Below are 13,516 nucleotides of genomic sequence, written 5' to 3' on the forward strand. Positions count from 1 at the left end.
AGTCAAGCCCCCTCCATCCGCCGGAGCGGCGTGGGGTCGGATTTTTCACGTCGGACGCTCCTGCGCCAGCCGTTCGGTAAGCGCAGTCAATCGCCGGTCGGCCAGCATGGCGCGGATCTCCCGGGGATAGCGGATCCGCCAATTGGGATGCTGGTCGGTGGTTCCCGGCAGGTTCATTTGCAGGCTGAGCCCCAGAAGATCCTCGAACTGCGCCATCAGCAACAGCGAGGGAGTCCGCGCCAGATAAAGATGGACGGCCTCGGCCAGCCGCTCCAGCCGATCGTCCGGAATATCGGGGCCGTCCGGGAAATCGGCGTCGAGCAGATCCGCGCCGATCAGCGCCTCGCGCAGCAGCGACCGGTCGCCGCTGCGCTGCCGGACCTCCTCGTCCGCCAGGGCCGGATCGGGATAAAGGGCCAGACGGCGCCGTGATTCGATGTCGATCCCCCGCCACCACCCGGCCAGGCTGGGCAGATCGTGCGTGCCGAAAGCGATCAGGGCGGACCGGGGGAACTCGTCCGGCGGACGCATCCGTCCTTTCCGCTTTTCGAAAACCAACAGGCGGTAGCCCAGGATGTCCCGCTCGGCCATGCGTTCGCGGAAGCCGCTGGGCACGGTGCCCAGATCCTCGCCGATCACCAGGCAGTTCTTCCGACGGCTGGCCAGGGCCACCAGACCGAACAGATCCTCCACCGGATAGCGCACATAGGCCCCCTGGTCGGCCTTCGCCCCCTGGGGCACCCAATAAAGGCGCTGCAGGCTCATCGCGTGGTCGAGACGCATGGCTCCGGCATGGCGCATGTTCGCCTCCAGCACCGCAAGGAACGGCAGATAGGCGCCGTCTTGCAAGGCGAAGGGATTGAAGGGAACCAATCCCCAGTCCTGTCCGGCGAGGTTGAGCGGATCGGGGGGAGCGCCGATCGACACCCCCAGGCAGAGGAGTTTCTGATTGGCCCAGGCCTCCGCCCCGTCGTCGGCGATGCCGACGCCGAGATCCCGGTAAAGCCCCACCGGCATGCCGCCCCGGAGGCAGGCGCCCTGCGCCGCCGCCAACTGCTGGTCGGCCAGCCATTGGAGGTAGATGTGAAACCCGACCGCGTCGGCGTGCCGCCGGGCGAAATCGCCGACCGCCGGACCATCGGGATCGTGGTATTCGGCCGGCCATTGCCGCCAGAAGCCCAATCCCGGATCACTGGCCAGGAAATGAGCCTGCAGGGCCTCGAAAACGGCGAAATTCCGCAAATCGTCGCCGCCGTCCCGCATAAACCGGCGATAGGCTTTCCCCCGGTCGCTTTCGGCATCCTGCGCCGGGCCGGCCCGGAAGGCCTCCCAGCAGACCTCGAGGATCAGCCGCTTCAACCGGGCCTGGGCCGGGTAATCGATCAACTCGGCCTGTCGGACGGCGGCCAGGTCGGCCTGGAAGGCCGGCTCGGCGAACAAGCGGCGGGCCTCGGCGCTCGCCTGGAATTCGGGAACGGCCTCGACGTCGATATAGGCGATGTTGAGATATTTCCGGCTCGACGGAGAATAGGGGCTGAAACGCTCCGGCCGTGCCGAGAACAGGGCATGCAGCGGATTGACGCCGATGGCGGCGGCCCCTTGCCGTCCGGCCAGATCGGCCAGATCGGCCAGCGCCGAAAAATCGCCGACTCCCCAGTCGTTCCCGCCCCTCAAGGCGTAAAGCTGGGTGGCGAATCCCCAGACGCCCTTGCCGTCCCGCAACGGCCGCGGCAGATGGGCATGTCCGGGAGTGATGATGAGGGTCGTCTCGGCGCCCAGACCGCCGCGAGCGATCCGCAGACGATGAATCCCGCACAGCGGCGTCCCGGGCAGGGTGAAGCGGAAGCGGCGAAGCTGTAGGCCGTCTTCGATCCGCTCGCCGATGACCGACGAGGCGTCGGGTATCCATTTCCCGGTATGCAACGCGCCATTTTCCTCGACCACCTCCCAGTCGACCGGCGCATCGCCGCCCGCGACCGGCAAGGTCAGGCGGATCGACGGCGGGCCGGCGGCCTCGGGACTGACCACCACCGGATCCAGGGTCCGACGCCAGGGTCTGGCCTCGAACGCCGCCAGACTGGCGGCGACGGCCTCCGGGGTCGTCACCTCGAAGCCCATGGCCGTCAGAAAGGCGCGCTTGGTCTCCGCCGGCACCGGTCGGTACTGTCCGAAGAAATCGACCCAGCCTTCCTCGATTCCGGCAAGAACGGACAGACGATTCAAGGCGTCATGCTGTCCGTTCATTCACCAACCCCCTTCTCGCGCCCGTAGCCCCGCACGCCGGAAAGCGGTGTCAGCACCGCCAGGGAATAAGGCTGCACGACGCATTGGGCCAAGGGCTCGACCCGGCCCGCGCGCCGGCCGTCGGCGGCGCTCGCCGTGTCGAGCAGAACGATCCATCCCCCGCCGCCGTCGTCCGGCAGCCGGTAGGTGATCGGCTCGACATAGGCGTTGAGCAGCACCAGCAACGGAGCTTCGCGCTCGTCCTCGTCGGACGGGTCGACCCCCAGAAGGAAGCCCAGCGAATGGGTGTATGGCGCGACCCAGTCGCCATGGCTCATTTCCCGCCCTTCGGGAGTGATCCAGAGAATGTCCTTCACCGAGGAGTCGGGAAACGCCTCGCCGCTGAAGAAGCGCTGCTTGCGCAGCACCGGGAAATCGCGCCGTAATTTGATCAGAAGCTGCACGAAGGCGTGCAGGTCCTCGTCCACATGGCTCCAATCGGTCCAGCTGATGGCATTGTCCTGGCAATAGGCGTTGTTGTTGCCCTGCTGCGTGCGTCCCAGTTCATCCCCGGCGAGAATCATCGGCACGCCCTGGCTGAGCAGCAGGCTCGCCATCAGATTGCGAACCTGGCGTGCCCTGAGCGCCCGGACGTCGGCATCGGTCGTTTCGCCCTCCACGCCGCAGTTCCAGGCGTAATTGGCGTCCGTTCCGTCCCGGTTTTCCTCGAAATTGGCTTCGTTGCGCTTGATCTCGAACGTCACCAGGTCGCGCAGGGTGAAACCGTCATGCGCGGTGATGAAATTGATGCTGGCCCAGGGACGCCGGCCGCCCCAGCCGAACAGGTCCGAGGAGCCCGTCAGCCGGGAAGCCAGCTCGCCGATCAGCCCCCCCTCGCCGCACCAGAAGCGGCGCAGGGTATCGCGATAACGGCCGTTCCACTCCGACCAGCCCGGCGGAAAACCGCCCAGGCGATAGCCGTCGCCCCCCAGATCCCATGGCTCGGCGATCAATTTCACCCGGGACAGTACCGGATCCTGCCTTACGGCGTCGAGGAAGCCCGACCCTCCGTCGAAACCGGCCTTCTCACGCGCCAGACTGGCCGCCAGGTCGAAACGGAAGCCGTCGACATGCATGTCCTCGACCCAGTAGCGCAAGCTGTCCATGACCAGTTGCAGGACCCTGGGATGCCGGAGATTGAGCGTATTGCCGCACCCCGAATAGTTTTCGTAGAAGCGCTCGTTGCCGGGGACCAGACGATAATAGGAAAGATTGTCGATTCCCTTCAGCGACAGGGTCGGCCCCAGATGGTTGCCCTCGGCGGTGTGGTTGTAGACGACGTCGAGAATGATCTCGATGCCGGCGTCATGCAGCCGGCCGACCATGGTTTTGAAATCGCCATGGGCCGAGGCGGAATAATAGCGGGGGTCGGGCGCGAAAAAGCCGACGGAATTATAGCCCCAGTAGTTGCGCAAACCCCGTTCGATCAGAAGCCGTTCATCGATGATGGCATGGACGGGAAGCAGTTCCAGGGTGGTCACGCCCAGTTGCACCAGGTGATCGATCACCGCCGGTTGCGCCAAGCCCAGGAAGGTGCCGCGGAGATTCCTCGGCACCAGGGGATGACGCATGGTCAAGCCGCGCAGATGCGCTTCATAGATGATGGTTTGCGACCAGGGCACGGCCGGAGGATGGTCGTCGGTCCAACTGAATGCCGTGTCGATCACCCGGCATTTGGGCATCACGCGGGCGTTGTCCCGGCGATCGAAGGAAAGATCCGCCTTGGGATGATCCGTCCGGAAGCCGAAATGGCTGTCCGACCACCGCAATTGCCCGACCAGTTCCCGGGCATAGGGGTCGACCAGCAGCTTGTGGGGATTGAAACGGTGCCCCGCCGCCGGTTCGTAGGGACCATGCACCCGATAACCGTAAAGCTGCCCCGGCCGGCAGTCCGGCAGATAGACATGCCAGACCTCGTCGGTATATTCCGGCAGGACAATGCGTTCGACTTCCCGTTGATTGCCGGAATCGAACAGGCACAGCTCGACCTTTTCGGCATGGGCGGAAAAAATGGCGAAGTTGACTCCGCGGCCATCCCATTGGGCGCCGAGCGGATAGGGCTTTCCGGGGCGGATGCGGCGGATCGGCGGCATGACCGTGCTACCGCCGTTCCGGTCGCAGAATCAGCGCCGCCAGGGGCGGCAGGCGAAGAGCCAGCGAATAAGGATGGCCGTGCCAGGGAATGTCGTCGGCGACCCGCCCGCCGGCCAGCCCGACGTCGCTGCCGCCGTAATAACCGGAATCGGTATTCAACATCTCCTGATACCAGCCGCCCCGCGGCACGCCCAGGCGGTAGAACTCGCGCACCACGGGGGTGAAATTGATCACCACCACCACGAAGTCGTCGGGATCCACGGCCATGCGACGCCAGGAGATGACCGAATTGTCGCGGTCGTTGCAATCGATCCAGGCGAAGCCCTGGGCCTCGCAGTCCTGCTGGTGCAACGCCGGCAGATCGCGATAGAGGCGATTGAGATCGGCCACGCAGCGGCGGATGCCCTGATGCGCCGGCTCGGCGAGCAGATGCCAATCAAGGCTGGCATCGATGTTCCATTCGCTCTCCTGGCCGAACTCCTGGCCCATGAAAAGCAGCTTCTTGCCGGGATGGGCGAACATGAAGGCGTAATAGGCGCGCAGATTGGCGAATTTCTGCCAGGTGTCCCCCGGCATCCGCCCGAAGATCGAGCCCTTGCCGTGCACGACCTCGTCATGACTGAGCGGCAGGACGAAATTCTCATGAAAGGCGTAGAGCAGACCGAAGGTCAGATCGTCGTGGTGATAGCGCCGGTGGATGGGGTCCCTACTCATGTAATGGAGCGTGTCGTGCATCCAGCCCATGTTCCATTTGTAGCCGAACCCCAGTCCGCCCAGATGCACGGGGCGCGAAACCATCGGCCAGGCGGTCGATTCCTCGGCGATGGTCACCGCCCCCTTCTGTTCCCCATAGACCACCTCGTTCATCCGCCGAAGGAATTCGATGGCTTCCAAATTCTCGTTGCCGCCATAGCGGTTGGGAATCCACTCGCCGGGCTGGCGGGAATAATCGAGGTAGAGCATCGAGGCCACCGCATCGACCCGAAGGCCGTCGATATGATATTCCTCCAGCCAGAACAAGGCGTTGGAATAGAGATAATTGGCGACCTCGTTGCGCCCGAAATTGAAGATCGCCGTGTTCCAGTCCTTGTGCATGCCCTGGCGCGGATCGGCATGCTCGTAGAGATGGGTGCCGTCGAAAAGGCGCAGACCGTGGGCATCGGTGGGGAAATGACCGGCCACCCAATCAATGATGACGCCGATGCCCAGATCGTGCATGTGATCGACGAAGGCGCGGAAATCGTCCGGTGAACCGAAGCGGCTGGTCGGAGCGTAAAGCCCGATCGGCTGATATCCCCAGGACCCGGTGAAGGGATGTTCGTGGATGGGCAGCAACTCGATATGCGTAAACCCCATCTCCTTGACATAGACGCCCAGTTCATCGGCCAATTCCCGATAGGTCAGCGACCGGTTGTCCTCGCCCGGCTTGCGCCGCCACGACCCCAGATGCACCTCGTAGATGCTGACCGGCGCCTGGCGGGCCGACGCCTCCTGGCGGCGGGCCATCCAGGACGAATCGGTCCAGCCGTAGCTTCCCAGATCGAAGACTTTCGATGCCGTCCTCGGCGGTTGTTCGGCGTAAAAACCATAAGGGTCGGCCTTGGCCGGCAGCAGCCGTCCCTTGGCATCGGTCAGCTCATATTTGTAAAGCGCTCCGGCCGCCAGATCGGGAATGAAGATTTCCCAGACCCCGGAGCCGCCACGGCGGCGCATCGGATGCACCCGCCCGTCCCAGCCGTTGAAGTCGCCGATGACGGAAACCCGGCGGGCATTGGGCGCCCAAACCGCGAAAGAGACGCCGGGGACGTCATCGAGACGCATGACATGGGCCCCCAGGCGCTGATAGAGATGCAGATGCGTCCCCTCGCCCAGAAGATGCAGATCCAGTTCACCCAGGATCGGCGGGAAGCGGTAGGGATCGTCGCGGACGAGGCTTTTCCCGTTTCCGTCCTCGATCCGCAGGCGGTAGTCGAAGCGTTGCCGCCGGCCCACCGGGCCGCCGAACAGGCCGTCGGGATGCAGGCGCGGCAGATCCGCGATCACCTCGCCGCTGGCGGGATCGATCACCGCGACGGCGGCGGCCCCCGGCTGCATGCAGCGCAGGACGAGGCCGTCCTCCCCTTCCTGCAGCCCAAGAAAAGCGAAGGGATCGCCATGGTCGGCACGGATAATGGCATCAATGGCCATATCCAGGGGTGACTTGGACTTTTTACTGGGCTTGGCCAATCCGTGGCTCCTCGCTGGCTGGCAATCCTGTCTCGTCCATTCCACCATGATCAGCCAGGATGGGCGGTTGGTCTAGCCCGGATTTGTTCCCGCCTTCCGATCATTGACCGAAGACGGCGTTTCGTCGCACTGTGATTGAAGTGCCGCCTGGACTTTCGGCACGGTGGACAAATTCATGACCATCGGCTAAAGCCCACCGTCATTCGTTTCGTCCGTCATTGGCCTTGAGAAGGAGAATGCATATGTCCGCGACCGCCAAGACCTTGGGCTCCCTGGGCATCGCCCTGGTCGGTCTGATCGTCTATCTGAGCATTTTCGTCGGCTACTCCGTCTTCAAGATCAATTTCTTCGGATTTGCGATCTATCTCGGCCTGGGCCTGACGGCTCTTCTGTTCGTCATCGTCCTGATGCTCACCTCGGCCAAGGATATCGAAGACTTCCACGGCTGAGCCGTCGGCCGTCACGCCGCACGGGGCCTGTTTTGCAACAGGCCTCGTCGCCGGCGATCACGCCACCTTGTCTTCCCCGACCGCATCGGATTCGTCGCCATCCGAAACGGGCTCGCCGTCCTCGCCGTTTTCTCCGGCGTCACCGTCGTCTTCCCGTTCCCCGTCCTCCGCCTCGTCGGCGCTCTCCTCCGCGACCGTCCTCGAATCGAAGAGGGCGTCCTCCTCCGGCTCCCGCTTCGCCACGAAGAACTTGCCTCTCGCCCCCGTGGACCCGCGCCTCGCCACCGGCTCGACGACGGTGAACGCCGCGCCGCATTCGGGGCAGGCGATCGGGAAACGCATCATGTCGTAGAAGTTCTTGCCGCAGCTTTGGCAAGTGCGCTTCTCGCCCCATTCCTGTTTTGCCATCATCGCTCCTTGGGGCATGTGTGATCGTCTCGCCATCTGCCGCCATCCCGGGACGGATTCATAGTTTTTTCGTCCGGGCGACGCCTCCGGGGTTAGCGAAGCGGAAGAGTGGAATGCGCGGTCCAGTCGGGAATCGGTTGCGACGACCATTCGTTGTCTGGCAGGAGATAGCCCTAACCCGCCGTTCGGCATTACGCTCGGGTTCCTATCGCATGACGGCTGTTAGGGCGTGTGGACATTTGGCAATCGGCCAGATTCTCTTCTGTCCTCTTGATCGTTCCGGTGCGCTCCAGCTTTTGATTAACCACCAAGGCACCAAGACACCAAGGTGGCGGAGTGTACCGCCGGCATTTTCCCGTCCCGGCATCGACTGTCGGCCGAATGCCTGCGGCGCGGATTGGCCGCCGCCGACTGATCCGAAAGACGCCTTGGTGACTTGGTGCCTTGGTGGTTCAAAATATCCGGGGGTTCCTTTCATGCCATCGGGGAACCAGAGGCAACGGGAGAAGTCTTAAGGCGCCCCATCAAGGGGGCATGGCCGTCATGAATGTCCACGCGCCCTAATGCCGAGGCGCCAAAAAAATTGCCGATAAGTTTTAGCGAGGCGCCCAGATCTCGAAGCTGACGGTCTGGGCGTCGAGGATCTTGTGATTTGCGTCAGCCAGTTCGAGCAGGATCCGATGTGGCCCGACCGGCAGGCCCTGGATGACGATCGGCTCCACGCTGGCATGGAGCCAGTGCCACGGGCCGTCATCGACCGTGACATGCAGATGTCCAATTCGCGGAGTGACCTGCAGCGCGGCCTCGCCATAGATCGGGACGATCTTCAGATTCTCGGTCCGGAAAGCGACGATGACCAGTCCCCTGGACAGCGGACCGGCCAATGGCGGGTTGACCAGCAAATGCGCCGCGGCCTCCGCCCCCACGTCCGCCGGGACGGCATGAGCCTCATGGTCTTCGGCACGGGCGGTGGACCAGCCCGGCGGGCATATCGTGACAAGAAAGAGGATGAGAGCGGCGGAGCGAGAAATCATGCGGGTCACCTGCATATTGAAGGCGAGACGGATTTTCCAAATGTAAGCATTGATTACACGGAGTGGCTCGTCATTGTCCAATGAAATGTAATCAACGATTACAAAATGCGGTGGCGATGCTAAGGTCGAGGGATGTCCAGACCCAGTACTCCAGCAGCCAAGGCATCCGTCGGCGGACCGCCGGGACGGCGTTATCACCACGGCAATCTGCGCCAGGCGCTTCTCGAAGCGACGGTGCAACTGATCGAAACCCAAGGCCTCGACCAGGTAAGCGTGCGTGCGGTCGCCAAGATGGTGGGGGTATCGCCAGGCGCGCCTTTTCGGCATTTTCCAACCCGGACCGCCCTGCTTACGGCTGTGGCGGAGCAGGCCATGGATCGGCTGCGGGAAGAGATCGACAAGGCTCTTGCCGCTGCGGCGGGTGAGAATGCCCTGATGCGCTATCGCGCTCTCGGCATCGGGTTTTTCACCTGGGCTTTCGGCAATCCGGTGCATTTCCAGGTTATTTCCACGCGCGCAGTGATCGATTTCGAAGGATCGTCGTTGAGAGCGCGCAATGATGAGATTCGCGCCGTCATGGCCGACATGATGCGCGATGCGCAGGCCGCGGGGTTGCTGCGCCGGGGAGACCCGGTTCGTTACGCCGTCGCGGGGCGGGCGCTCGGCTACGGTCTTGCCCGCATGTATATCGATGGGCAATTCCCGAGCTGGGATGTCGAGGATTTGAACCCGCTTCAGGAGGTGATCGGGATTTTTGATCAGTTCATCGCTTCGATCGCCGCTTGAAATGGGCGCCGTCACCGGCGGCTTCCGGCCCATCCCGGGGCGGCGCTATTACGCCCCCCCGTTGCGAGCCCTCAGGCCGGGAAAACCACCGTCACGCAAAGACCGCCTTCCGGTCTGTTGGCCAGCGTGATGTCGCCGCCATGGGCGCGGATGACCGAACGGGCCACCGACAATCCCAGGCCGGTCCCGCCGGTATCGCGGTTGCGCGACGATTCCACCCGATAAAAGGGGGCGAATACCCGATCCATCTCGGCCTCGGGAATACCCGGCCCGGCATCCATGACACGGACAGTGACCATTCCGGCATCGGAGGCCAGGACCACCTGGACGTCGCAGCCGTATTTCCGCGCATTGTCCAACAGATTGGCGAACGTCCGCTTGAAACCGGAAAGGCCGGCGGTCACGGTCAGGCTTTCCGGCCCTTCGTAACCGGCATCGAACTCGACGCACAACTCGGCAAGCGTCAGCGCGAAATCGAACGGGCGGCGCTTTTCGCGCGTCGCGTCGTCGCGGGCGAAGGCCAGCGTCGAGGAGATCATCGCCTCCATCTCGTCGAGATCGGAGAGCATCTTGACGCGCTGCTCGTCGTCATCGACGAATTCCGCCCTCAACTTGAGGCGGGTGATCGGTGTCCGGAGGTCATGGCTGATGGCGGCGACCATCTGCGTCCGGTCTTCGACGAAACGCCGCAATCTGGTCTGCATTTCGTTGAAGGCGAGCGCGGCGGCGCGCACTTCTCGCGGCCCCGAAAGCGGCATCTGCGGCGCGTTGACGTCGCGTCCCAGACGCTGCGCCGCGGCGGCAAGAAGCGCCAGGGGCTTGGCCGCCCGCCGCACGGCCAGAACCGACAGAACCATCACCACCAGAAGCCCGCCGGTCAACGGACCGAAGAAACGCGGCCGTAAAAGGGGTTCCTCGAAGGGAACGTCGGCTACGAAATTGAGCCAGCCGCCATCCGGCAAATGCACGGCCACCACGGGTGGATGGGGCCGCCGACCCGGACCGATGCCGGGAGCGGGCGGAGACTCGAACCCCTCCCCCGGCGGAGAGGAGGGCTGATGATCGAAATGAAAATCGGGCAGGGGCTCCGGACCATGCGCCATACGGTGGTCCAGGCGGCCGTCCATGTCTGACGGCGGCATCGGCGGAAGCCTTCCCATCGAGACATGCATCTCATAGCCGGGAAGGCGTTTGTTCAATTCGTCTTGAATCACCGACAGGCCGGAATACTCGCCGTCGCCCGTCGCAATCAACGGATTGCGATCCCAGCCGATGCGCAATCCCGGACGCTCCATCGCGCGAATGATCCGGTGGCGGTCGGCCTCCGGCGTCGCCTCGAACACTTTGACGACTCCGGCGATATGCTCGGCACCTTCGCTGGACAGTCGGTTGACCAGTTCCATGCGGCTCATCGAATAGAGGATGACGCCGGCCACCTGAGACAACAGCAGACCGACCAACAGGACGACAACCGTCCGTCCGACCAGCGTATCGGGCAAGAACCACCGCAGGAAAGCCTTCATGCGGAGATCTCGGCGGCGAAAACATACCCACCGCCGCGCACCGTCTTGATCAGGCGCGGCTCCTTGGGATCGGCTTCGATCTTGCGGCGCAGCCGCATGACCTGAATATCGATGCTGCGGTCGAAGGGCGCCGCCGACCGCCCGCGCGCCAGATCGAGCAACTGGTCGCGGCTCAACACGCGGCGGGGATGGGTGGCGAAAGCCAGCAGCAGTTCATATTCCCCGGTCGAAAGCTCGACCTCGTCACCATTCGGCGAAACCAGGCGGCGCGGTCCCAGCTCAAGCACCCAACCGTCGAAACGCAAGATTTCCTCGTTGGATACCGGCGCGACGGGCAATGTATGGACACGACGCAACACCGCCTTGATCCGCGCCAGCAATTCACGGGGGCTGAACGGCTTGGGCAGATAATCGTCGGCGCCCATTTCCAGTCCGACGATACGGTCGGTATCGTCGCCCATCGCGGTCAGCATGATCACCGGCAAGGTGGAGGTTGCGCGCAACCGCCGGCACAGGGAAAGACCATCCTCGCCGGGCAGCATGAGATCGAGCACCACCAGATCGACGGCGGCCCCATCGAGGATCTTCATCATCTCGGGACCGTCTTTGGCGGAACTGACCCGCAAGCCGTGCTTCACCAGGAAGCGAGCCAGAAGGTTACGGATTTCCCGGTCGTCATCGACCACCAGGATATGAGGGGCTACGGGTTCTGTCATGATCGAACTATAGCGTGCGCCACTCCACTCGACAGCGAATTCCGGTAACGCGAGGTTTCGCCCCCGGCCGCTGTTACAAAACGATACCAAACACGGCGCGTTCCGCAATCAAGCCGTTACCGAGCCATGGCTTAATGCCTCTCAACGAACACAGAAATTCCTGCCCCGCGGCGTTCAATGCCCCACCCTTTGGACGCCGCACCGCCCCTTCCCCAAGTCACCCTGCGATTTTGGGGAAGGGGCACCCCTCCGCCGAATTAAGGAGGGACATCTTCCCGCCAAGCTGTATTACCATCGGGTCACATCCTTGCTCTTGGAGACCCACCCGATGTGGTTACGCCGGCAGTTCGCAGCCAGTCTTCTTATCTCCCTGCTCGCCTGGTTACCGGGCCCGGCCTTCGCCGAGACCAATCAACTGGTCATCGGACTTTCGCAATTTCCGACAAATTTCAATCCGCTGATCGATACCACGGTGGCCAAGAGCTACGTCCTGGGATTGGCCCGCCGGCCGCTGACCCTCTACGACAAGGACTGGCGCCTCGTCTGCATGCTCTGCACGGAACTGCCGACCATCGAAAACGGCCAGGCGGTCATCGAGCCCCTTCCCGACGGAGGCAAGGGCATCGCGGTCACCTATCGCATCCAGCCGGAGGCGCGCTGGGGCGACGGCGTGCCGGTGAGCTCCGAGGACATCGTGTTTTCCTGGACCGTCGGACGGCATCCCGAAAGCGGCGTCTCGCACGGCGAGATGTTCCGCCGCATCCGCGCCATCGACGTGACGGACGCCAAGACCTTCACCGTGCATCTGAACAAGGTCACCTTCGACTACAACGCCATCAACGATTTCGAAGTGCTGCCGGCCCATCTGGAAAAAGAGGCCTTCCGGACGCCGGCCGGCTATAAGACCAACAGCCGCTACGAAACGGATGTGACCAATCCCGGGCTTTATTTCGGCCCCTATCGACCGACCAATGTGGTGCGCGGCCAATTCATCGTTTTCGAGCCCAACCCCACCTGGTACGGGAACAAGCCGGCTTTCGCCAAGATCATCGTCAAGGTCATCGAATCGACCCCTTCGCTGGAAGCCAACCTGCTCTCCGGCGACATCGACATGGTGGCCGGCGAACTGGGAATGACGGTCGACGGCGCGGTTTCCTTCGAACGGCGCAAACGGCCGGAATGGGTGGTCGTCTACAAGCCGACGCTGTTCTATGAACAAATCACCGTCAATGTCGAAAACCCCATCCTCGCCGACCGCAGGGTCCGTCAGGCCCTGCTCTACGGCCTCGACCGCGCGGGCATCGTCCGGCAGATCTTCCAAGGCAAGCAGCCGGTGGCCGACAGCGACGTCAGCCCCATGGACTGGAGCGCAGACCCCGGCATCAAGACCTATCCCTTCGATCCGAAAAAAGCCGCCGACCTGCTCGATGCCGCCGGGTGGACTCCGGGAACGGATGGAACGCGTCGCAACGCCAAGGGAGACAAGCTCGCCGTCGAACTGATGACCACGGCCGGCAACCGCAATCGCGAAGCCGTCGAACTGGTCGCCCAACAGGCCTGGAAGCGCCTGGGCATAGACGTCACCTTGCGCAATCAGCCGGCGCGCACCTTCTTCGGCGAAACCGTTCTGCGCCACGCCTTCCCGTCACTCGCCCTGTTCGCCTGGAGTTCCTATCCGGAAAGCCTGCCGCGCACCACCCTGGCCTCCGACATGGCGCCCGTGCAGGCCAACAATTTCGCCGGACAAAACACCGGCGGCTACAAGAACCCCGAGATGGACCATCTGCTCGATGCCATCGAGGGCGAACTCGACAAGGAAAGGCGCCGCGTTCTATGGCATCAGCTGCAGGCCCTCTATGCCGAGGACCTGCCGGCCCTGCCGCTGACTTTTCACGCCGTGCCCTTCGTCCTGCCGAAATGGCTGAAGGGCGTCGAGCCGACGGGCACGCAATATCCGACCACGCTATGGGCGGAAAACTGGCGCGCCGAGAAATAGC

The 13,516-nt window shown here is 63.4% G+C and carries 10 protein-coding genes; 3 read left to right on the forward strand and 7 right to left on the reverse strand.

Going from position 1 to position 13,516, the window contains the following annotated elements:
• Nucleotides 1–45: 45 nt before the first annotated feature.
• Genes malQ through glgB form a run of 3 tightly spaced genes read right to left on the reverse strand, consistent with a single transcriptional unit; the run spans nt 46 to nt 6,564 of the window.
• The gene (gene malQ / locus CWS72_RS20650) at nt 46–2,244 is read right to left on the reverse strand and encodes a 4-alpha-glucanotransferase (RefSeq protein ID WP_101252537.1); all 2,199 of its coding nucleotides are present in this window, start codon (nt 2,242–2,244) and stop codon (nt 46–48) included.
• Nucleotides 2,241–4,376 (reverse strand): glycogen debranching protein GlgX, encoded by a 2,136-nt coding sequence (glgX, locus tag CWS72_RS20655; RefSeq protein ID WP_101252538.1) that lies wholly within the window; start codon nt 4,374–4,376, stop codon nt 2,241–2,243. Before glgX ends, malQ begins: the two co-directional genes overlap by 4 nt.
• A gap of 7 nt (nt 4,377–4,383) precedes the next feature.
• Nucleotides 4,384–6,564 carry a 1,4-alpha-glucan branching protein GlgB gene (gene glgB, locus CWS72_RS20660; RefSeq protein WP_101252581.1) on the reverse strand — a complete coding sequence of 727 codons (2,181 nt, stop codon included), beginning with the start codon at nt 6,562–6,564 and terminating at the stop codon, nt 4,384–4,386.
• Between the two features lie 281 nt (nt 6,565–6,845).
• Between glgB and CWS72_RS20665 the strand changes: the two genes are divergently transcribed.
• On the forward strand, nt 6,846–7,052 hold the full coding sequence (locus tag CWS72_RS20665; protein WP_101252582.1) for a hypothetical protein: 207 nt from the start codon (nt 6,846–6,848) through the stop codon (nt 7,050–7,052).
• Between the two features lie 57 nt (nt 7,053–7,109).
• Here the strand turns inward: CWS72_RS20665 and CWS72_RS20670 are convergent, their stop codons facing one another.
• The gene (locus CWS72_RS20670) at nt 7,110–7,463 is read right to left on the reverse strand and encodes a TIGR02300 family protein (RefSeq protein WP_241911828.1); all 354 of its coding nucleotides are present in this window, start codon (nt 7,461–7,463) and stop codon (nt 7,110–7,112) included.
• 593 nt (nt 7,464–8,056) lie between these two features.
• Nucleotides 8,057–8,494 (reverse strand): DUF6130 family protein, encoded by a 438-nt coding sequence (locus CWS72_RS20675; protein ID WP_101252584.1) that lies wholly within the window; start codon nt 8,492–8,494, stop codon nt 8,057–8,059.
• Between the two features lie 132 nt (nt 8,495–8,626).
• Between CWS72_RS20675 and CWS72_RS20680 the strand changes: the two genes are divergently transcribed.
• On the forward strand, nt 8,627–9,280 hold the full coding sequence (locus CWS72_RS20680) for a TetR/AcrR family transcriptional regulator (RefSeq protein ID WP_101252539.1): 654 nt from the start codon (nt 8,627–8,629) through the stop codon (nt 9,278–9,280).
• 71 nt (nt 9,281–9,351) lie between these two features.
• Here CWS72_RS20680 and CWS72_RS20685 read toward each other — a convergent pair whose 3' ends face one another.
• Together CWS72_RS20685 and CWS72_RS20690 are read right to left on the reverse strand one after the other, a co-directional pair.
• Complete coding sequence (locus tag CWS72_RS20685) at nt 9,352–10,803, reverse strand: sensor histidine kinase (RefSeq protein ID WP_101252540.1); 1,452 nt, start codon at nt 10,801–10,803, stop codon at nt 9,352–9,354.
• Nucleotides 10,800–11,519, reverse strand: a complete 720-nt coding sequence (locus CWS72_RS20690) for a response regulator (protein WP_101252541.1) — start codon at nt 11,517–11,519, stop codon at nt 10,800–10,802. The genes CWS72_RS20685 and CWS72_RS20690 overlap by 4 nt, the downstream gene beginning before the upstream one ends.
• Before the next feature lie 328 nt (nt 11,520–11,847).
• Here CWS72_RS20690 and CWS72_RS20695 point away from each other — a divergent pair, with 328 nt between their 5' ends.
• Entirely contained in the window at nt 11,848–13,515 is a 1,668-nt protein-coding gene (locus CWS72_RS20695; RefSeq protein ID WP_101252542.1) for a peptide ABC transporter substrate-binding protein, read from the forward strand.
• Nucleotide 13,516: the final 1 nt, after the last annotated feature.

The sequence above is a fragment of the Telmatospirillum siberiense genome (assembly GCF_002845745.1).
Lineage (GTDB): Bacteria > Pseudomonadota > Alphaproteobacteria > Rhodospirillales > Magnetospirillaceae > Telmatospirillum > Telmatospirillum siberiense.

Coding starts and splice junctions, on each gene's coding strand:
- CWS72_RS20685 (WP_101252540.1), bottom strand. CDS start 10,803: ATGAAGGCTTTCCTGCGGTGGTTCTTGCCCGATACGCTGGTCGGACGG.
- CWS72_RS20675 (WP_101252584.1), bottom strand. CDS start 8,494: ATGATTTCTCGCTCCGCCGCTCTCATCCTCTTTCTTGTCACGATATGC.
- CWS72_RS20695 (WP_101252542.1), top strand. CDS start 11,848: ATGTGGTTACGCCGGCAGTTCGCAGCCAGTCTTCTTATCTCCCTGCTC.
- malQ (WP_101252537.1), bottom strand. CDS start 2,244: ATGAACGGACAGCATGACGCCTTGAATCGTCTGTCCGTTCTTGCCGGA.
- CWS72_RS20665 (WP_101252582.1), top strand. CDS start 6,846: ATGTCCGCGACCGCCAAGACCTTGGGCTCCCTGGGCATCGCCCTGGTC.
- glgB (WP_101252581.1), bottom strand. CDS start 6,564: ATGGCCATTGATGCCATTATCCGTGCCGACCATGGCGATCCCTTCGCT.
- CWS72_RS20690 (WP_101252541.1), bottom strand. CDS start 11,519: ATGACAGAACCCGTAGCCCCTCATATCCTGGTGGTCGATGACGACCGG.
- CWS72_RS20670 (WP_241911828.1), bottom strand. CDS start 7,463: ATGATGGCAAAACAGGAATGGGGCGAGAAGCGCACTTGCCAAAGCTGC.
- CWS72_RS20680 (WP_101252539.1), top strand. CDS start 8,627: ATGTCCAGACCCAGTACTCCAGCAGCCAAGGCATCCGTCGGCGGACCG.
- glgX (WP_101252538.1), bottom strand. CDS start 4,376: ATGCCGCCGATCCGCCGCATCCGCCCCGGAAAGCCCTATCCGCTCGGC.